Origin of the sequence: Neoasaia chiangmaiensis, assembly GCF_002005465.1 — a bacterium.
GTDB classification, from domain to species: Bacteria; Pseudomonadota; Alphaproteobacteria; order Acetobacterales; family Acetobacteraceae; genus Neoasaia; species Neoasaia chiangmaiensis.
The window spans coordinates 905,971-925,367 of record NZ_CP014691.1; the positions used below are offsets into that span (position 1 = coordinate 905,971).

At 60.7% G+C, this 19,397-nt stretch carries 22 protein-coding genes and 1 tRNA gene; 7 read left to right on the forward strand and 16 right to left on the reverse strand.

What is annotated here, in order from left to right; genetic code table 11:
* Positions 1-38 precede the first annotated feature (38 nt).
* Together A0U93_RS04270 and A0U93_RS04275 are read left to right on the forward strand one after the other, a co-directional pair.
* Complete coding sequence (locus A0U93_RS04270; protein WP_077806251.1) at positions 39-1,628, forward strand: S10 family peptidase; 1,590 nt, start codon at positions 39-41, stop codon at positions 1,626-1,628.
* 54 nt (positions 1,629-1,682) lie between these two features.
* On the forward strand, positions 1,683-1,937 hold the full coding sequence (locus tag A0U93_RS04275; protein ID WP_077806252.1) for a GlsB/YeaQ/YmgE family stress response membrane protein: 255 nt from the start codon (positions 1,683-1,685) through the stop codon (positions 1,935-1,937).
* A 76-nt stretch (positions 1,938-2,013) separates the two neighbouring features.
* Here the strand turns inward: A0U93_RS04275 and fusA are convergent, their stop codons facing one another.
* From fusA to A0U93_RS04295, 4 genes are all read right to left on the reverse strand, one after another.
* A complete protein-coding gene (fusA, locus tag A0U93_RS04280; RefSeq protein WP_077806253.1) occupies positions 2,014-4,122 on the reverse strand; it encodes an elongation factor G in 2,109 nt (702 codons plus the stop codon).
* Positions 4,123-4,357: 235 nt separating this feature from the next.
* Positions 4,358-4,663: a 50S ribosomal protein L28 gene (gene rpmB, locus A0U93_RS04285; RefSeq protein ID WP_077806254.1), complete on the reverse strand. Its 306-nt coding sequence runs from the start codon at positions 4,661-4,663 to the stop codon at positions 4,358-4,360.
* A 122-nt stretch (positions 4,664-4,785) separates the two neighbouring features.
* Positions 4,786-5,112 (reverse strand): hypothetical protein, encoded by a 327-nt coding sequence (locus tag A0U93_RS04290; protein ID WP_245825097.1) that lies wholly within the window; start codon positions 5,110-5,112, stop codon positions 4,786-4,788.
* A 13-nt stretch (positions 5,113-5,125) separates the two neighbouring features.
* Complete coding sequence (locus tag A0U93_RS04295; protein ID WP_147151123.1) at positions 5,126-6,973, reverse strand: ABCB family ABC transporter ATP-binding protein/permease; 1,848 nt, start codon at positions 6,971-6,973, stop codon at positions 5,126-5,128.
* A gap of 131 nt (positions 6,974-7,104) precedes the next feature.
* Between A0U93_RS04295 and A0U93_RS04300 the strand changes: the two genes are divergently transcribed.
* The 3 genes from A0U93_RS04300 (at position 7,105) to A0U93_RS04310 (ending at position 9,668) form a co-directional block, all read left to right on the forward strand.
* A complete protein-coding gene (locus A0U93_RS04300) occupies positions 7,105-7,935 on the forward strand; it encodes an NUDIX hydrolase (protein ID WP_147151092.1) in 831 nt (276 codons plus the stop codon).
* Positions 7,932-8,345: a DUF3574 domain-containing protein gene (locus A0U93_RS04305; protein ID WP_077806257.1), complete on the forward strand. Its 414-nt coding sequence runs from the start codon at positions 7,932-7,934 to the stop codon at positions 8,343-8,345. The genes A0U93_RS04300 and A0U93_RS04305 overlap by 4 nt, the downstream gene beginning before the upstream one ends.
* A 141-nt stretch (positions 8,346-8,486) precedes the next feature.
* Complete coding sequence (locus A0U93_RS04310; RefSeq protein WP_245825098.1) at positions 8,487-9,668, forward strand: AI-2E family transporter; 1,182 nt, start codon at positions 8,487-8,489, stop codon at positions 9,666-9,668.
* A 39-nt stretch (positions 9,669-9,707) separates the two neighbouring features.
* Here the strand turns inward: A0U93_RS04310 and A0U93_RS04315 are convergent.
* The 7 genes from A0U93_RS04315 to A0U93_RS04345 form a co-directional block, all read right to left on the reverse strand.
* Positions 9,708-9,781 (reverse strand) — tRNA-Pro (locus tag A0U93_RS04315).
* Positions 9,782-9,876: 95 nt separating this feature from the next.
* The gene (locus tag A0U93_RS04320; protein WP_077806258.1) at positions 9,877-10,545 is read right to left on the reverse strand and encodes a MerR family transcriptional regulator; all 669 of its coding nucleotides are present in this window, start codon (positions 10,543-10,545) and stop codon (positions 9,877-9,879) included.
* Positions 10,545-10,868: an integration host factor subunit alpha gene (locus tag A0U93_RS04325; RefSeq protein WP_077806259.1), complete on the reverse strand. Its 324-nt coding sequence runs from the start codon at positions 10,866-10,868 to the stop codon at positions 10,545-10,547. The genes A0U93_RS04320 and A0U93_RS04325 overlap by 1 nt, the downstream gene beginning before the upstream one ends.
* A gap of 72 nt (positions 10,869-10,940) precedes the next feature.
* Positions 10,941-11,897, reverse strand: a complete 957-nt coding sequence (locus A0U93_RS04330) for a beta-ketoacyl-ACP synthase III (protein WP_077806260.1) — start codon at positions 11,895-11,897, stop codon at positions 10,941-10,943.
* A gap of 92 nt (positions 11,898-11,989) precedes the next feature.
* Entirely contained in the window at positions 11,990-13,081 is a 1,092-nt protein-coding gene (gene plsX / locus A0U93_RS04335) for a phosphate acyltransferase PlsX (RefSeq protein ID WP_077806261.1), read from the reverse strand.
* Positions 13,082-13,152: 71 nt separating this feature from the next.
* Positions 13,153-13,356, reverse strand: a complete 204-nt coding sequence (rpmF, locus tag A0U93_RS04340) for a 50S ribosomal protein L32 (protein ID WP_077806262.1) — start codon at positions 13,354-13,356, stop codon at positions 13,153-13,155.
* 138 nt (positions 13,357-13,494) lie between these two features.
* Positions 13,495-14,034, reverse strand: a complete 540-nt coding sequence (locus A0U93_RS04345; RefSeq protein WP_077808329.1) for a YceD family protein — start codon at positions 14,032-14,034, stop codon at positions 13,495-13,497.
* 301 nt (positions 14,035-14,335) lie between these two features.
* Between A0U93_RS04345 and A0U93_RS04350 the strand changes: the two genes are divergently transcribed.
* Entirely contained in the window at positions 14,336-14,824 is a 489-nt protein-coding gene (locus A0U93_RS04350; RefSeq protein WP_245825243.1) for an outer membrane protein assembly factor BamE, read from the forward strand.
* A 10-nt stretch (positions 14,825-14,834) separates the two neighbouring features.
* Here the strand turns inward: A0U93_RS04350 and A0U93_RS04355 are convergent, their stop codons facing one another.
* The 4 genes from A0U93_RS04355 to def are packed head-to-tail and all read right to left on the reverse strand — an operon-like array spanning position 14,835 to position 17,909.
* Positions 14,835-16,205, reverse strand: coding sequence for an ATP-binding protein (locus A0U93_RS04355; protein ID WP_147151087.1), 1,371 nt, complete (start codon positions 16,203-16,205; stop codon positions 14,835-14,837).
* Between the two features lie 5 nt (positions 16,206-16,210).
* Positions 16,211-16,900, reverse strand: a complete 690-nt coding sequence (locus A0U93_RS04360) for a response regulator (RefSeq protein WP_077806264.1) — start codon at positions 16,898-16,900, stop codon at positions 16,211-16,213.
* Positions 16,897-17,385: a MarR family winged helix-turn-helix transcriptional regulator gene (locus A0U93_RS04365; protein WP_077806265.1), complete on the reverse strand. Its 489-nt coding sequence runs from the start codon at positions 17,383-17,385 to the stop codon at positions 16,897-16,899. Before A0U93_RS04365 ends, A0U93_RS04360 begins: the two co-directional genes overlap by 4 nt.
* Positions 17,382-17,909 carry a peptide deformylase gene (gene def, locus A0U93_RS04370; protein ID WP_077808331.1) on the reverse strand — a complete coding sequence of 176 codons (528 nt, stop codon included), beginning with the start codon at positions 17,907-17,909 and terminating at the stop codon, positions 17,382-17,384. Before def ends, A0U93_RS04365 begins: the two co-directional genes overlap by 4 nt.
* A gap of 226 nt (positions 17,910-18,135) precedes the next feature.
* Here def and rpsU point away from each other — a divergent pair, with 226 nt between their 5' ends.
* Complete coding sequence (gene rpsU, locus A0U93_RS04375; RefSeq protein ID WP_007283570.1) at positions 18,136-18,339, forward strand: 30S ribosomal protein S21; 204 nt, start codon at positions 18,136-18,138, stop codon at positions 18,337-18,339.
* Between the two features lie 181 nt (positions 18,340-18,520).
* Here the strand turns inward: rpsU and motA are convergent, their stop codons facing one another.
* On the reverse strand, positions 18,521-19,387 hold the full coding sequence (motA, locus tag A0U93_RS04380; RefSeq protein ID WP_077806266.1) for a flagellar motor stator protein MotA: 867 nt from the start codon (positions 19,385-19,387) through the stop codon (positions 18,521-18,523).
* Positions 19,388-19,397 lie beyond the last annotated feature (10 nt).

Here is a 19,397-nt window from a genome sequence, read left to right on the forward strand (position 1 = left end):
GACGGAAGATATAATATATCAATCCGGAGATCTTTCTTTTGTTTCGAAACGCCCTCCTTGCCACCATCGCTGCTGCATCCTTTTCCACGCAGGCATTGGCAACTCCCGCACCCACGCCCCCTGCGGCAGCCGCCGACGGGGTGAGCAGCGGCTCCGTCACCATCAACGGCGCGTCCATTCCCTACCGCGCCGTCGCGGGCACGTTGCTCGTCCATGAAAACCGCTTCGACGATTCACAGGACATTCTGGAAGCCCGCACGGGCAAGAAATTCGGCAGTGACAAGAACGGTGGCGACGAACAGCACGACGCCGTGGCCTCCATGTTCTACGTCGCTTATTTCAAGCAGGGCGTTCACGCCGCCAACCGCCCGATCACCTTCGTCTATAACGGCGGCCCCGGTTCGGCGACGGTCTGGCTGCATATGGGATCGTTCGGCCCTGTCCGTCTCAACACGCCGGGCGACCTGCATCTTCCCCCTGCACCCTATAAGCTCGTGAATAATGGCCAGTCCCTGCTGGACGTCACCGATCTGGTCTTCATCGACGCCCCGGGAACAGGCTTCGGCCGGATCGGCGGTCACGATCATGACAAGGCATTCTTCGGCGTGGATGCGGACGGTCACGCCTTCACCAATTTCGTCGCGCAGTTTCTGGCCAAGTATAATCGCTACAATTCGCCAAAATACCTGTTTGGCGAAAGCTACGGCACGATGCGCTCCGCGGTCGTCGTGAACGACCTGCAGGATCAGGAAAATATCGACTTCAACGGTATCATCCTCCTGTCGCAGATTTTCTCATACGACAACAGCGTGGATGGACCGCACGCCAATCCCGGCGTAGACGAACCGTATGAACTCGCGCTGCCGACCTATGCGGCCACGGCCTATTATCACAAGCTCCTGCCCAACATGCCGTCCGATCTGCCGGGCTTCCTCAAGGAAGTCGAGCATTTCGCCCTGACGGATTATGCCGCTGCCCTCCATCAGGGTGCGGACCTGCCGGAGGAACAGCGCAAGGCGGTCGCCGCCAGGCTTCACGACTATACGGGCTTGCCCGTCGAATATATCCTGCGCGACGATCTGAGAATCACCGGCGGACAGTTCACGCAACAGTTGCAAGAGGCAACAGGCCTGACGACCGGTCGACTGGACACCCGCTTCTCCGGCCCCGCGCTTGATCCGATGAGCGAGGAAGCGGGGTACGACCCGCAATCCACCGCACTCAGTTCAGCCTATATCTCAGCGTTCAACGAATACGTGCGTAACGTCCTGCATTATGGCGAAGGACAGCATTATCTCGGCGGTATCAATGCGGACTGGAACTGGCGCCATCGCCAGCCAGGACTTGGGATGTCCGATCTCGGGGCCAACGTCATGCCGGATCTGGCGAACGCCATGAAAACCAATCCGACCCTGCATGTCATGCTCAACGCGGGATACTACGATCTGGCAACGCCCTTCTACGAAGGCATTTACGAAATGAAACATTTGCCGATCTCAAACGATCTGCAAAAAAATATCGAATACAAACAATATCGTTCCGGCCACATGGTCTATGTCGATCCGGCCGCTCTCCAGTTGCTGCATGACAACGTCGCCGATTTCATCCGTCGCACCGACAACCAGTAAGCCCCGAAATTCGTTGGCGATCTCGCATCGTCAACGTTCCCGAAAGGACCTATCGTGCATCTTATCTGGACCCTCATCGTCGGCTTCTTCATTGGCCTGATCGCAAAACTGCTGATGCCGGGCCGCGATCCTGGCGGCTTCATCATCACCATTGTTCTCGGTATCGCCGGGTCGGTCCTGGCCGGATGGGCCGGACAGCACCTGCATTTCTATCGCCCCGGTCAGCCTGCGGGATTTCTGGCGTCCATCGTCGGCGCAATCGTCCTTCTGGCGATCTACAGGATGTTTGCCAGAAACGACACGGTCTGACTCTTTTCAGACAGAACGGGACAAAAAAAGCCGGCCCCTCGCGGAGCCGGCTTTTTTCTTGCCCGGATAAGAGAGATCAGGCCGACTTGGCCATGATCTCCTCCGCCACGTTGCGCGGCACCGGATCGTAGTGATGGAACTGCATCGTGAAAGAGGCGCGGCCCTTCGTGGCCGAACGCAGATGCGAGATGTAGCCGAACATTTCCTTCAGCGGCACCTGCGAGCGGATCATCACGGTCGAACCAGCGGTTTCCTGGCTCTGGATGATGCCGCGACGACGGTTGAGATCGCCCACCACATCACCGACGTGATCGTTTGGCGTGGTGATTTCCACATCCATGATCGGCTCGAGGATGACCGGACCGGCCTTCTTCATGCCTTCACGGAAGCAGGCCTTGGCGGCGATTTCGAACGCCAGCGCCGAGGAGTCGACATCATGGTACTTGCCGTCGAGCAGCGTGAACTTGAAGTCCACCGTCGGGAAGCCTGCGAGCACGCCCGTCGAAGCCTGGTTGCGGATACCCTTTTCGACCGCCGGAATGTATTCCTTCGGCACGGTGCCACCGACAACCTTGTTCTCGAACTGGATGTTCTCGTTCCGCTCGACCGGCTCGAACATGATCTTCACTTCAGCGAACTGACCCGAACCACCCGACTGCTTCTTGTGGGTATAGGTTTCAGTATGCGACTGCGAGATCGTCTCACGATAGGCCACCTGCGGCGCACCGACATTCGCTTCCACGCCGTATTCGCGGCGCAGACGATCGACGATGATGTCCAGATGCAGCTCACCCATGCCGGACAGGATGGTCTGACCCGTTTCCTGATCGGTCTTCAGCTGCAGTGACGGATCTTCCGCCGCCAGCTTCTGCAGGGCCAGCGTCATCTTCTCGACGCCGTCCTTGGTCTTCGGCTCGACGGAGATATCGATGACCGGGACCGGGAACTGCATACGCTCCAGCACCACCGGATCAGCGGCATCGGCCAGCGTGTCACCCGTGACGGTATCCTTCAGGCCGACGAACGCCGCGATGTCACCGGCGCCGACGGATTTCACTTCCTGGCGCTTGTCGGCATGCATCTGGAACATGCGGCCCACGCGTTCCTTGTGGCCCTTCGTCGTGTTCAGAACCGTATCGCCCGAGTTCAGAACGCCACGATAGACGCGCACGAAGGTCAGCGTACCGTACTTGTCGGAGATGATCTTGAACGCGAGACCGGCGAACTTGCCGTCCGGATCAACCGGCACGATCGGAAGGAAGTTTTCATCAACTTCCTCGTCTTCCGGCGGCGCGATGCGGATGCCTTCGACCTCGTCCGGAGCCGGCAGATAGTCGATGACCGCATCGAGCAGCGGCTGGACGCCCTTGTTCTTGAAAGCCGTGCCGCACATGACGGGACGGAACTCGCCGGAAATCGCACCCTTCTTGATGCACTTCTTCAGGGTCGCAACGTCGACGTCACCCTTCTCGAAGTATTCCTCCATCGCCGCATCGTCCATCGCCAGAGCGGTGTCGAGCAGGTTCTGGCGCGCTTCGGCAGCCTTTTCCTTCAGGTCGGCAGGAATCTCTTCGTAGTGGAACTTCGCGCCGAGTTCGCCGCCTTCCCATACGATCGCACGCATCTCCACCAGATCGACCACACCGACGAAATTTTCTTCGGTGCCGATCGGGAGTTGCAGCGGGATCGCCACGATGTCCAGCTTCTCCTTCAGCGTGCTGAACGCATAGTAGAAGTCGGCGCCCGTGCGATCGAGCTTGTTGATGAAGATGATGCGCGGAACGTTGTAACGATCCGCCAGACGCCAGTTCGTCTCGGACTGCGGCTGAACGCCGGCCACGCCTTCGATCACGAAGATCGCGCCATCGAGCACGCGCAGCGAGCGGTTCACTTCGATGTTGAAGTCGATGTGGCCCGGCGTGTCGATGATGTTGATGCGATGGTTTTCCCATTCGCACGTCACGGCCGCCGAGGTGATCGTGATGCCACGCTCACGCTCCTGCGCCATGTAATCGGTCGTAGTGTTGCCATCGTGCACTTCGCCGATACGATGCGACATGCCCGTATAATACAGGATGCGCTCGGTCGTCGTGGTCTTGCCGGCATCGATATGGGCGGTGATGCCGATATTACGGATCTTCGAAAGAGCCGATTTGGCGGCTTCGACGGTGCTGCTCTCGGACACGGAATAACCTCCAGAATACGATGAAGGCGCCTCAGAACGAACTGAAACACCTTTGCCGTGGCCGTCGCAGCGACTTCGAAACATCGTTCGGAAGCAGCGCTGAGCGACCAAATGGGCCAGATGCAATGGGGCGGTCAGCTACGCTGCCAGCGCCACGCTTTCAAAGCCAATCTTTTATGAACGCCTCGAAAAAAGCGGGCCATGCTTCATGGCATCGCCCGCCTTGAGGGCATAATCAGGCCGTCTGCGCGGCGGCCTTGCTTTCCTGAGCGCGCAGGATGCGGCGCTTGATAACCTTCGCTTCCGTCGGGAGCTTGCGGTCCGGCGTCCCCAGCAGGAACGCATCCAGACCACCGTTGTGCTCGACGGTGCGAATACCATGGGTCGTCAGACGAACGCGAACGCCCGTTCCCAGGATATCGGACAGGAGCGTGGTTTCCTGCAGGTTCGGCAGGAAGCGACGACGAGATTTGTTATTGGCGTGGCTGACGTTATTGCCGGTCAGCACGCCTTTGCCCGTAACTTGGCAGCGGCGAGACATCGAATCAATCCTCGGAACTGGTTTATCCGCCGAGAACAGTGCCCGGCATACGACTATCCGTTAAGGCGCGGCTTATGACCGACCGACCCGCGCACGTCAAGCCGAAACGGCGGCCTCCCGGCTCAATCTTGAGAATCGGCCCCATCAGGCAGCGTCAGTTCGCCAGCATGGACACTGTCGATGGCCGTCTGCAACATCCTGACCATCGTCGGCGCGTCCGTCGTTCGCGCCAGGATGCCCAGACTACCACCCAGAAGCGCCGAAGCGATCATCTCCGGCGGCATGTCCTTCTCGATCAGGTAGCCGATCGCCTTGTCGATCACCGCACCACACTGCCGCAACTCCGCAGGAATCTGGATGTCCTGCGGATCGAAGGAAGCGGCAACATCCTCACGAACGGCTTTTTCGAGCGCTTCATCGGGGTGAAACACATCGGCGGATTCATTCATGACGGCCCGGTCCTCACAATGGCAAGAGTGTCCCCGTAGTTGGGGCGGGCTGCCGGAGATGTCCACCCCCTTCCACGGTCGATTGTTCGCGATCGATCGCCTGCGCGGCCCACATCCCGGCATAAACGCCGCCTTGCGCGAGAAGACCGGAATGCGTCCCCCGCTCCACGATGCGACCGCTTTCCAGAACGAGGATCTCGTCGCAGTCGATCACCGTGGACAAGCGATGCGCAATGGCGATCGTCGTCTGCTCGCGGGACAGGATGTTCAGCGAGTCCTGAACACGCTGCTCCGTGCGGGTGTCGAGCGCGCTCGTCGCTTCGTCGAGCAGCAACAGGCGCGGTCGTTTGAGGAAAATCCGCGCAATGGCGATCCGCTGCTTCTCACCACCCGATAGTTTCAATCCCCGCTCGCCTACCTCGGTCGCATAGCCGTCCGGAAGCGAAACGATGAAATCGTGGAGTTCGGCCGCGCGCGCCGCCTGCTCGATTTCTTCGGCATCCGCGCCAATCCGACCGTAACCGATGTTGTAGGCGATCGTATCGTTGAACAGCAGCGTCTCCTGCGGCACCACGCCGACGACAGTCCGGATATCCTGCGGATCGAGATCGCGAAGCGAAAAGCCATCCAGCAGAACGGCACCCGCATCGGGGTCATACGCGCGGAACAGCAGCTTGCCGATGGTGGATTTTCCCGAGCCTGTTGGCCCGACGATCCCGATCCGTCGCCCTGGTTCCACATTGAAGCTGACGTCCTTCAGGATCTGACGATCAGCGGTATAACCGAAGACGACGCCGTCGAACGCAACAGCCGCCGGTCCAGCTATGGCAAGGCTGGACTGAAGCTTCCGCGGTATCGGCGGCGCCTGAATTTCGGATCGCCGGTCCAGCAGCTCGGAAACGTTCTCCAGATCGACCCGCGCGTTGCGCCAACCCGCGTAGACGAAGTTCAGCGAGATAACCGCCTGATAGAGATTGCGCAGATAGGTGCCGATCAGCACGAACTGCGGCACGCCAAGGCGATGCGCCACGATATCGCGCGCCGCCAGATAAAGAATGGCGGACGTGACCAATGCGATCATCACGTTCTGCGCGACCGACGACGCCGCGACGACGCGCGTCGCGCGCAGGCTCGCCCGCTCGAAGGCACGCCGCGCCTCCGCATACTGCCGGTATTCATGCTTTTCGTTGCCGAAATGCTGAACAGCCTCGAAATTGAGCAGACTGTCGAGCAGGCGGTGCTGCGCCATGCCGCTCGCCTCGTTTCGCGCCCGCCGCGCCGCGACGCGGAGCCGCACGAACCATTGCGCCAGCCCGACATAGCTCAGGAGTCCGATCAACAGCAGCACGGCATAGATTCCGCCGAACAGATGTCCGACGACGGCCAGCGTCATGACCGTATCCACGATGGCAGGACCGACGTTGAAAAGGGACAGACGCATGAGCGTATCGACGGCATCCGTGCCGCGCTCAAGTGCGCGTGTCAGCGCCCCGGTCTGGCGTTCCAGATGGAACCGCAGGGACATGGCATGCAGATGGCGGAGCCCCTCCTGCGCCATCAGCCGTTGCAGACGCTGGCTCAACGGCTGATAGACGACCTCCTGCAAGCTCGAGAAGATGCTGCGCAGGAGCATCGCGAAGCCGAAGCAGACGATCAGACCGATCGGCAGAACGACAAGCTGCGTCGGCACGCTCAGCCGCGCCACCATCCGGCTGAAGATGTAGGGCGCACCCAGTTGCATCAGACTTTCGCCCAGAAGCAATCCGATCGTCAGGCCGATCCGGCCATAGAACGCGACGTAACCCAGATCCCGTGCCGGTTGCAGTCGCCTCCAGATCGTCCCCAGCCCCAGACCGGGCATCGGCTGTCTCTTCTCTTTTCGTTGCATGCCTTATCCTGGAAGCAGCCCCGACGCTTTGCAATCAATGGGATGCGATGCCACATAACCGCAACGTCCACCGCCTCCTCCATCACGACGCCAGGATATCATCGATGTTCCCCTGCTCGGACCCGACACCCTTTCTGGCGCATGTTCGCCGTTGTCATAACGTGGTGCTGCCGGGCGACTATCACCCGTTATACTGTGCCGATCAGGCAATCGGCTGGGTCGCACCGCGCTACCATGGCGCACTTGTGGAACTTGGTGTCCACAGCACGGCGGATGGGCTGCTGCTTCCGGACGGCCACGACCTGTTGCCGTTAGGCGAACGGATGGCCGAGGCGGGACTCTATCGTCCCCATGACGAACTTTTCGACGTCTTCACATCCGACGGTCGCGCATTGGGGACAATCGATCGTGGCGCGTTGCCACTTCTTGGCCTCGCCGCGCGCGGTGTCCATATGAACGGCCTCGTGCGTCGGCCTGACGGTCTCCATTTATGGATGGGACACCGCGCACCGAACAAACGGCTCGATCCCGGCAAGCTCGACCATCTCGTGGCCGGCGGTGTGTGCGCCGGGATCACACCACGCGAAGCCCTGGCCAAGGAAGCGGCAGAAGAGGCCAATATTTCCGGCACACTGATCGCCCGAGCCGAGCATGCCGGCGATCTTCATTACGCCATGATCCGGCCTGAAGGACTTCGGCGCGATGTTCTCCATTGCTTCGACCTTCATCTTCCAGAGGACTTTGCCCCCAGGCCGATGGATGGCGAAGTCTCCGCTTTCGAACTCGTTCCCATCGAGACGGCGTTCCGGCGTGTCCGCGATACGCAGGACGTGAAGTTCAACGTCAATCTCGTCCTGATCGACCTGTTCATCCGGCTTGGCCTGTTCACGCCGGAAGCCGCCGCCACCCTCCGCGATGCGCTCAGCACCGCATGAAGGTGCCGACCCTGCTTCTTGTCGCATGCCTTGCCGCCTGCGCCCCGACGTCACCACGCCCGTCCTGTGCGGCATTCCATGCCAGTGCCGCCTGGCAGATCGACCTGTTCTTCGGCCTGTCCAGACCTGACGGCACCGTGATCGACAAGGCCGCCTGGATGTCCTTCGTCCGGAACGTGATCGCACCTGCCTTCCCGGACGGTTTCACCATCACGGACACACAGGGGCAATGGCAGGATCGCCATACCCACCGAATCATTCTTGAACCGTCGGAGGTCGTGCGGATCGTCACCGCGCCAAGCCCACAGGTCATGCAGCACGTCGATACAATACGCGCACGCTACAGGCACGATTTTCAGCAACAGGCCGTCGGTCTTGTCACCACGCCGGCCTGCGCCACGTTCGACTGAAACCTTCGTACGACCGGCCGACGAAGACGGCGCCTATAAATCATACATGGTCGGACGCCGCGTCTGTGCGCTAGGTTGGACTCCACCTGTGGCGCAACGCCGCATGTCGGGACTAATGCCCGATCTTTTACGAGGAATTCGATGAACGACGACAACCGCCCGCCCAACATCACACAGGCGACGGTCATGCCGAATGTAGAAAGCCACAACGCCCATCATGATTTCGATGACGAAGCTTTCGTGATCGACGAGCCCGACCCCGCGCCCAACACGCCGGCCGGGCGCGGCCAACGACTGGCGCGCGGCCTTCTGGCAACCTTCTTCGTCGGCATCGCGCTCTTCACGCTGCGCAATTTTCTGCCGGCGCTGCTGTGGGGATGCGTTTTCGCCATCGCCTCGTGGCCACTCTATCGCCGGGCGGAGCAACGCTTCGGCAAGGGAGACCTGCTGCCACTCCTGTTCACCTTGGGCATCGCGCTGATTTTCCTCGTGCCTCTGACCGTTGTCGGCTTCAAGGCAGCGGAGGAGGCGCAGAGCGTTCTCCACTGGATCGATGACGTGCGCCACAACGGCATTCCCATGCCGGACTGGCTTAATCGCCTGCCTTTCGGACGCAACCAGGCCGTCAACTGGTGGCAGACAAATCTCGTCAATCCGCAGCGCCTGTCGAAAATGCTGCACTCGTTCGATGCCGGCCACGGTATGGCCGTCACGCGACAGGTCGGATCGCAGGTAGCGCGCCGCGCGACACTGTTCCTTTTCTCGATCGTCACGCTGTTTTTCCTGCTCAAGGAAGGCAACGACATCAATCACCGGCTTCTCGTCGCCTCGCATCGCACGTTCGGTGAGCGGGGCGAGTCACTCGCGCGCCAGATCATCTCCTCCGTGCATGGCACGGTGGCAGGGCTGGTTCTCGTCGGGCTTGGCGAGGGCGCGCTGATGGGCGTGGCCTACGCCGTCGGTGGCGCACCGCAACCGTTGCTGTTCGCCATGCTGACGGCCGTGGCCGCCATGGTGCCGTTTCTCGCACTGCCCACCATTTTCTTCGCAGCGCTGCTAATCATGATGAAGGGCAGCATGATCGCGGCCATCATCGTCATGGCACTGGGCTCGGTCGTGATCTTCGTAGCGGATCATTTCGTCCGACCGTTCCTGATCGGCGGCAGTACGCAGATGCCTTTTCTCTGGGTGCTGCTCGGCATTCTCGGCGGCGCCGAGACATGGGGCCTGCTCGGCCTGTTCCTTGGCCCGGCCATCATGGCAGCCGTTCATCTGCTGTGGCGCATCTGGAGTTCAGATTCGCCCCGGGAACATCTGCCGTAGATCGGAAATGCAGGAGATTGAAACCGCAGGGCAGGAATATCGGGCAGGCGGGATTCGAACCCACGACCCCCAGTCCCCCAGACTGATGCGCTACCAGGCTGCGCTACTGCCCGTCAGCCCTGCGGTAGAGGCCGTTTAGCAGCGCCTCGGGTCTACCGCAAGATACGAACGCAGTGTTTTGTCGAAGACGCTGCCTCTGCGTCAAAGTTTAGTGCGGCAGCAACTGCCGGATCTCATCCAGCTCTTCCAGCACAGCCTGCAACGTCCCGCGCAGATGGTTGCGCTGGGCACGCACCGCATTCAGGCGAGCCTGCCACTGTTCCTCGGATAGTGTGCTCGCCGGCATCACTGGAGCCGCTTCGGGTATCGCCGGATCCATCCCTGGCGATTCATCGGCGGATACAGTCTCGATAATCACAACCTCTTCCATTGTGACATCGCCCGATGGCGCCTCGGCGGTCGGTTCCGGCTCGATGTCCTCGACAGCCGGCTCCGGAATCGGCGGAATTTCCAACGGATCTTCTACGTCAACGAGATTCTCGGCTGTTTCAGGAACCTCAGGAACACCAGTGGGAGACGCGCTTTCGCCCCCTTCCCTCAGGACACGCTGAACGCCCTTGATGGTATATCCCTGAACGTAAAGCAGTTCCGAGATACGACGGAGGATCAGGATATCCTCCGGACGGTAATAACGCCGCCCACCACCACGCTTGAGCGGCTTGACCTCCGGGAAGCGCGTTTCCCAAAATCTTAGAACATGTTGCGGAACATGCAATTCATCCGCGACCTCGCTGATCGTACGATACGCATGCGGCGCTTTTTTCAGTCGTTCGCCACCGGCGGGTTCGTCGCTTGCCGCGTCGGTCTGAGACGTCATCAATGATCGCTTTCTGAGTCGTCGAGCCCGATGACGGACTCGCCGTTAACCTGTGCCTTCAGGATCTGGCTTGGCCGGAAAATCATGACAGACCGCGGCAGGATTGGCACCTCGATACCGGTTTTGGGATTCCTGCCGGTACGGCGCCCCTTTTGCCTGACGGAAAATGTGCCGAAACCGCTAAGTTTGACCGATTCGCCTTTTTCAAGCGTCGCGGCAATCCGCTCGAGCACATTCTCCAGCAGTTCAGCCGATTCATGGCGAGATAGCCCCACCTGGGTATAAATATGCTCGGCTAGATTCGCACGGGTCACGGTGGTCATGACGTTACCGTATCATGGACAGAAGAAGGGTCAAATGAATCAAGCATCAAAGCCGGTCTGCCACAACAAGGATCAGATGCGGACCAGTGCCGAACCCCATGTAAGACCGCCGCCCAACGCTTCCATCAGCACGAGATCTCCTGGCACGATCCGTCCGTCGCGCACGGCCTCGTTCAGGGCCAGCGGGATGGAGGCGGCCGACGTGTTGGCATGACGATCCACCGTCACGACGACGCGTTCCGGCGGCAATGCCAGTTTACGCGCCATGCCGTCGATGATGCGCAGATTGGCCTGATGGGGCACCAGCCAACGCACATCCTCGGCACTGAGCCCATTCGCCCGAAGCGCCTCGTCGACCGCCTCGGACAGCTTCGCCACGGCGTGGCGGAACACCTCGCGCCCCTGCATACGAAGCGCCGCCCGATGTTCCCCATAGGACTCGTTGACGAAAAGCAGGTCGCCATACTGCCCATCGGCATGAAGATGCGTGGAAAGAATGCCTTGAGTCTCGCCCTCGCGCGCCTCGAGCAGGACCGCCCCCGCGCCGTCGCCGAACAGGACGCAGGTCGCGCGATCGTTCCAGTCCAGTATGCGCGAATAGACTTCCGTGCCGATCACCAGCACGCGTCGCACCTGCCCGTTGCGGATAAAGGCATCAGCCGTGGCAAGCGCATAGATGAAGCCCGAGCACGCCGCGCTGAGATCGAAGCCGAAGCCGCCTGTGATACCAAGTTCGGCCTGTATGCGGACCGCAACCGCCGGAAAGGCCTGGTCGGGCGTTGCGGTGGCGACGATCACGGCGTCCACCTCCGAACTGTCCACGCCGGCGTATTCCAAAGCGGCACGCGCTGCTTTCATACCCATGAACGTCGCCGTCTCATGGTCCCCCGCGATATGGCGCTGGGCAATGCCGGTGCGTGTGCGAATCCATTCGTCAGAGGTGTCGAGACGCGCCGCCAGTTCACCGTTCGTGACGATGCGCTCAGGCAGATAACCGCCGACTCCGGTCAGACAGGCGCGAACAGTCATAACATTCCTCTCAAGCACATCACGTGAGCACCTGATACGACATGAACAAGCTGATCACGATGCCACTTTCGACGGGCAAATACCGAAAAGGTTCAGATCGCCATCGACGAAGCCGTCGCGCGCTCTTCCTCACCGTTGGCGGAAAACGCGCTGATCTGGTCCAGACGCGTGCGAATTTTCTCGTTGATGCCGTGTGTGACAGCATCCATCGCAACATCGATGGCCGCCGCGAAACTCTCGGCATCCGCGCCGCCATGCGACTTCACGACAATACCGTTGAGCCCCACGAAGACCGCGCCGTTATAGCGGCGCGGATCGATCCACTCGCGCATACGCTCCAGACCGGGGCGCACCAGCAGATAGCCGAGTTTTGTCAGAAAATTGGTTCGGAACACGCGACGCAGCAGAAGCGATGCCAGCTTGAGCGCGCCCTCGCCTGTCTTCAGGGCGATGTTTCCCGTAAAACCGTCGGTAACCACCACGTCGGTGGTGCCGGCCGTGATGTCATGCCCTTCCACGAAACCATGGAACTGTTCCGATAGCGCCGAGTCGCGCAGCATTTCGGCCGCTTCCCGCAGGCGTTCGTCGCCCTTGAGTTCCTCGACACCCACGTTGAGCAGCCCGATACGCGGCGACGGCAGACCGAGGACGGCCTTTGCGAAAGCTTCGCCCATCACGGCAAATTCAACGAGGTTACGGCTGTCGCAGGCGATATTCGCACCCAGATCGAGCATCACGACATCACCGCGCGCGGACGGGTTGACGGCCGCCATCGCGGGACGGCTGATCCCGGGCAAGGTCTTGATAACGATTTTCGCCAATGCCAGCATGGCACCGCTGTTGCCAGCGGAAACCACACCACCGGCCTCACCCGTCGCAACGGCGTCAATCGCCATCCGCAACGACGAATCCCGCAGACGTAACGCCGCCGTGGGCTTCATCTCCATGGAGATGGCCGAAGGCGCATGGCGGATTTCGCACATGCTCGCCGCACGGGGATAACGCGGAAGTTGCGAACGAAGCAGCGCCTCGTCACCGAGCAGCAGAACGCGGGTGCCGGGATGCCGGTCCGCCGCCAGTTCAAGCCCGGCCAGAACGATATCGGGCGCATGATCGCCCCCCATCGCATCGACTGCCAGACAAAACGGCGCCGGTCCTGAAGCCGCCGCGTTCACATCACTCATCAACCCGCATCACCTCCCTCATGAACGGATCGACAGACTCCTGGAGCCCCCGATCCGCCAGGATTCACAGATCAGACGCGAACTGCGGTCTTCAGCGTCTTACCGGCCGCGACGACTTCACGACCGTCGTAATGACCGCAATGCGCGCAGACGTTGTGCGGGCGCTTCAGTTCGCCGCAGTTGCCGCATTCGGCATGAGCCTGCACGGGCAGCGCATGATGGCTGCGACGCATGCCACGACGGGACGGCGAGGTTTTTCTTTTAGGGACGGCCATTTCCGGAGCCTCTTTCGCTTAAACCGCTTCGATTCTTCTCCCGGAAAATCCGGGGCTGCCCGAAACGAAAATTTATCATGACGATCAGGCGGGCGGCTCTAGCAGAGGATGCCCGATGCCGCAAGCATGACGTGCGATCTAATCGCTGCGTTTCATCATATGCGACAGATTGGCGAAGGGCTTGAAGCCATCGTCATCTTCTTCACCGACATCGCGGGGCACCTCATCCACGGCCTGCTCCAGCCCGGCGCCCGGCTTGCGCGGGAAAGGCGTCAGAGCAAGCGCCAACTGCTCGACCGCGTAGGCGCCGAGATCGACATCGTTGCCTTCGTAAGGCTGCTCGTCGATGGCTTCGATGTCGAGCGCCTCGTCCTCAAGATACTGCTCAAGCGGCACGAAGCGGAAAACGAAATCCTCGGCAACAACATCGTCGAACGGCTCATTGGTGATGACGCAGATCTGCGTCAACGCGGCGGAAAGCCATCCCTCCGTCAGAATATTGCCCTTATCCGCCGCCGTCAGGCGATAACGGCAGGAGAAGCTCTGGATTCCCGGCAGTTCGAGACGCTTCGCAATCCTCGCGCATTCCTCAGGCGTTGCCTCAACCGTTTCCGTATAAGCGTCACGCCCGAGGCGATGCAGCGGCAACCGGCGCGAAAATTCCGGTGTGATCGACATCTCTTTCTCCTTGCCACAATACCTGATGATCCAGGCGCCCCGGCGAACCATCGCGCATCTCGATTTATCCCAATGCGTTTTCCCAGCAATATGATATCGTGCCCGGCGTTGACAGCCCCGCCACGCTCAGGCAGGCGAACGAGAGATGAAAATCGGCCAAGGCAGACGAGGCCGCAGCAGAACCAGGATGATCCAGCCCGTGATGCAAAGCGCCTCGCCATCGGCACGCGATTCAAAGCCCACCTTTCGCGTAAGACGGTCTGCATTCCGACTGGCCACCTTCCTCGCCGCCGCACCCCTGATGCTCGGCGGCTGCGCCGTGTTCGCGCCCATCCCGCAGTCACGCGGTTCGCTGATAGAGAAAACGGATTACGCCCAGCTGAAACCCGGCGTCAGCACACGCTCCGATGCGCTTGACCTGCTGGGCTCGCCCACCTCGCACGCCACATTCAACGACAACATCTGGATTTACGTCTCGATGGTGACGGCGCCGACCCCCCTCTCGTTTCCGAGCGTGAAGAAGCAGGACATCGTCGTCCTGGCGTTCGACAACGGTGGCGTCCTTCGGGAACTGGACACCCTGCACAAGAAAAACGGCATGTATGTCGGCATGGTCGGCGAAACCACACCAACACCGGGCAGCCACAACAACATCCTGCAGGAACTGCTTGGCAACGTGGGCCGCTATAACCCCATGAGCAATATGGGAAGCACCTTCGGCGGCAGCCAGGGACCACTTGGCGGCAGTCAGGGAACAGGCAACGGCGGCCAGGGCAATTCCCTGCCCTGATCGCGTTGTCCTATAGCGGCAGCGTCAGAACCACTCTCAACCCGCCCAGCGCGCTGTGACGCAAGCGGATCGTCCCGCCATGCGCGTGCATGATATCGCGCGCGATGGTCAGCCCTAGGCCGTTCCCACCCGCCAGGCCACCGCCCTCTCCCGAATCGTAGGCGCGAAAGACCCTTTGCCGCTGGAATGCCGGAATACCTGGCCCATCGTCATCCACCGTGATTTCGACGTGGCGTGACAGCGGCTTGAGCGAGAATGCCATCCGCCCGCCATGCCGGCGCGCATTGTCCGCCAGGTTCGTCAACACACGCCGCAGCGCATCCGGCCGCACCATGACAATGCAGGGCTTCTCCGCGTGCACGTTGATGACGGTCCCGCCGGCCCGCGCCGCCGCCTGCGCCACCTCATCCACCAAGACCTTCAGATCGGTCGCAACCGGCTCCTCGGCCCCCTCGCCGCGCGCGAAGGACAGATAGCTGCCGATCAGCCGTTCCATTTCCTCGATGTCAGCCACCATATCATCGATGTCGGGTTTCAGATCGGCGCTCCTGAGCGTTCCTTCCGTCGGAAACATCGCCAATGTAAGACGCAGGCGGGTCAGCGGTGTCCGCAGATCATGCGACACCCCCGCCAGCACCGCCGTACGCTGGGCCACGAAACGAACGACACGCGCCTGCATGCGGTTGAAGGCGACAGCGGCTTTGCGCACTTCCTGCGCGCCTTCCGGATGGATCGGACCGAGATCGCGCCCCATGCCGAACGCTTCCGCCGCTTCGGCCAGGCGCCGGATGGCGCGCACCTGATTGCGCGTGAACAGGCCGGCAATCATGAACAAAAGCAGGGAACTGCCGACCGCCCAGACGACGAACAGCCAGATCGGCCCCACATCGAGACGCTTGCGCGGGGCGATGACCTCAAGAACATCGTCACCGAAAGGGATTTGAATGCGTACGCTCTGCGCATCCGCGTTCCAGTCGATATGACAATCGACGTGAAACGTCAGGTCGATGGAGTGGGCAAGATCCTCATCCATGGGACCCAGCACACCCACCGACGAACGACCCGTCAGATGGGCATGGCGGCGCAAGGTGATGTCCAACTGCGTTCGTTCTCTTGCACGCGCCAGAATCCAGACTGAGTCCTGCGGGTGACGCGCCAGCATGTCCATCGTCAGCGCCAGTTCGCCAACTACCCCGTCGGACAGGCGACGCGACACCACATTCAGATAGTTGCCGTAAAAAAGCTCCAGCGCGATCGACTGGGTCACCAGCAGGGGAATCAGAACGATCAGCAAAGACCGGCCCAGAAACGATCGGGGCAGAACCCGGCGGACAACCTTCTCCCCGCGTCGTCCCCAACGACTCCAGTGTGCAACCGCCATGCGCATCAATGTCCGGGCTTCAGAACATATCCCTTGCCGCGCACCGTTTGCAGAAAACGGGGCTCACGGGGGTCGGGCTCGATACGCCGTCTCAGTCGGGTGACCTGCACATCAACAGCGCGCTCACCGATTTCATCCAGATCCAGCGCCCGCGCAATTGCCTCACGCGACATCACGTCGCCGGGCCGTTGCGTCAGCACGCTGAGCAGGGCCGCCTCCCCGCCGGTCAGATGAATTGCGCCATCCGGCCCATTCAACAGTCCCCGGGCCGCATCGAATTCCAGTTTCCCAAGCCGAAGGGCTCGTGGCGCAGCGTTCACCGGCGGCGCATGATGCCGCAGATGCGCACGCAGCCGTAACAGCAGTTCACGCGGTTCAAACGGCTTGCCCAGATAATCGTCCGCCCCGGTTTCCAGTCCCGCGATACGATCGGCCGGCTCGCCGCGCGCGGTCAGCAACAGGATCGGTAAGGAAAAGCCTGCCTCGCGCAGTCCACGCGTCAGATCCAGTCCGCTTTCGCCAGGCATCGTGATGTCCAGAACAAGCGCATCCGGTGCCATCACAGCCATCACCTTGCGGGCCTGCGCGGCATCCTCCGCGGTCGTGACCCGGTATCCCTGCTCCATCAGGTAACGTTGCAGAAGGCGCAGCAGCCGTCGATCGTCGTCGACGACAAGAATATGTTCGCTCGTCATGCAGCGTCCAGATCGCTCATCAGTTGGCCTAACACCCGGCGGAATCCCTCGACCGCCGTCCCGCCGGCACCGCGATATGCCTGAATGAGCCGCTCGCGCTGGAGATCGAACATCGCCGCTTCCAGAAGGCGCCCTTTTTCCGTCAGGAACAACAGCTTCAACCGCCTGTCCTCGGTTTTGCCGCGCCGTTCCACAAACTCGCGCGCCACCAGTTCCTGCAGGACGCGATTCAGGCTTTGCTTCGTGATATGAAGCATCTGAAGGATGCGCGTCATCGTCATGCCCGGATGCGTGGCGATCAGGAAAAGAACACGCTGGTGCGCCGGGCCGAGATTCTCTCGCTGCAGAATGTCATCGCAGACCCGTGCCAGTTCCCGCCCAACCCGCAACATCGATTCGTAACCCAGCCGCAGCTGCTCTTCCCGAAGGAACAGATGCGCGCTGCCCGCCACATCGCCGGCACGACCGGACGCGCCACCGTTCATGCCGGATCTTCCGCGCGGGTGAACTCGTCGACATAACCGAAGCTCGAAAAGTCTTTCATGCGCATCGTATAAAGAATGCCGTCGAGATGATCGTTTTCATGTTGCAACACATTGGCGTGAAAGCCGCGCGCCTCCCCCGAGATCGTTTTCCCCTCAAGATCCTGCCCCTCGAATCCGACATGCGCGAAACGCGGCACAAGGCCACGCAGTGCCGGCAGCGACAGGCACCCCTCCGTGCAGTTCATCATTTCGTCGGATAATGGCGTGATCGTCGGATTAATCAGAACGCGCGGCGCGATCGGCGCCTCGCCATCAGCCGCTCGGGAGATAGGGACATGATAAACGAAAAGACGCAGGGCGCGGTGGACCTGCGGCGCCGCCAGGCCGGCGCCACGAGCGTCATGCATGGTTTCCAGCATGTCCGACACAAGCGAGACGATCTCCGGCGCCGTGGGATCGGCAACGGCCACCGCTTCCCGCAGCAGAACAGGGTGCCCCATCTTCGCTATCTTCAGCAGTGCCAAAACGTTTTCCTTTCCGCCTCGCTCGGCGCCTTTCATCCCCAGTCACCCTAAATCATGCGCCATCGAATAAATTTCCGCATCCCTCTACGCAAAGAATTGTATTCCTACGCAGAGCTATGCTATGGGCAGCGACCTTATCGGCGGGAAGGCATCGCGCTTATCTCATCGACATTGCGAGATCATATAGAAAAGGCCGTTCCGCGGCCCGACAGGAGATGACAGACCCGTGCAGGTTCTGGTTCGTGACAACAACGTCGATCAAGCGCTGAAAGCGCTCAAGAAGAAAATGCAGCGCGAAGGCGTCTTCCGTGAGATGAAGCTTCGCCGCCATTTCGAGAAGCCCTCCGAGCGCCGCGCGCGTGAAGCGGCCGAAGCCGTTCGCCGTGCACGTAAGATGGAGCGCAAGCGCCTGGAGCGTGAAGGCTTCTAAAGCCCGCTATATATAGCCGCTTGCGACGTGAGCGGCTCTATACAGACTTGAGACCGCATCTTCCTTGAGATGCGGTTTTTTATTGTCTGCAAACCGTATTTGTCAGCGTCGTTCCGGAATCCCGCGCGCTCGAAAGAGAAAGATCGTCAGGTACGCCGAACGACGGTCGGCATGACCAATGTCATCCCAGGGCAGTCTTGTTCAGGGCAGTTTCCACTTCCTGAAAGCTCGGCATGAATGCGGTCGGGATTTCCTTCCGCCCGATTTCCACGCTGATTTGCGGCGCATTTCCCTGAAGATGCGCCACCACGATCGACCGGATCAGATTGTGGTATGCCGCGTCCTGCCCGATGACACTGGACAGACGCGCCGCGAGAGGCGCGACAATGCCGTAGGCCAGCAGAACGCCCAGAAACGTGCCGACAAGTGCCCCGGCAATCATCTCGCCCAGTACAATCGGCGGCTTGCTGATCGACGCCATGGTCTTGATGACACCCAACACCGCCGCGACAATGCCAAGCGCAGGCAGCGCGTCCGACAATGTCTGCAGCGCATGCGGAAAGTGCATCTCCTCCTGAAGGTTTTTCTTCAACTCGCGCGACATAACCTCGTCCAACTGAAACGGATCATCCGCGTTCATGCTGACCAGACGCATGTAATCGCAGATGAAACTGCATGTTTGCGCGTCGTCTCTTATCTTCGGGAATGTGCCAAAAATACTGCTGGTTGCCGGTTCCTCGATATGGTTTTCGAGCGCCATCACTCCTTTGCTATGCGCCAGACGAACGATCTGGAACAACAGGCCCAGAAGGTCGATATAATCCTGACGTGCAAAGCGTGGCCCCTTCGCCGCCGCCTTCAGTGCCGACGGCAGATGCTTCACCTCCGCCACGGAGTTGGCCATCAGGAACGTGCCGATCGCCGCGCCGAGAATGGTCAGCAATTCGAACGGCATCGACATCAGCAGCGGCCCGATCATGCCACCCGATGCAACGAAAGAACCGAACACACAGGCCAGAACGACAACAAAACCGATCATCAGCAACATATGGGCGCTC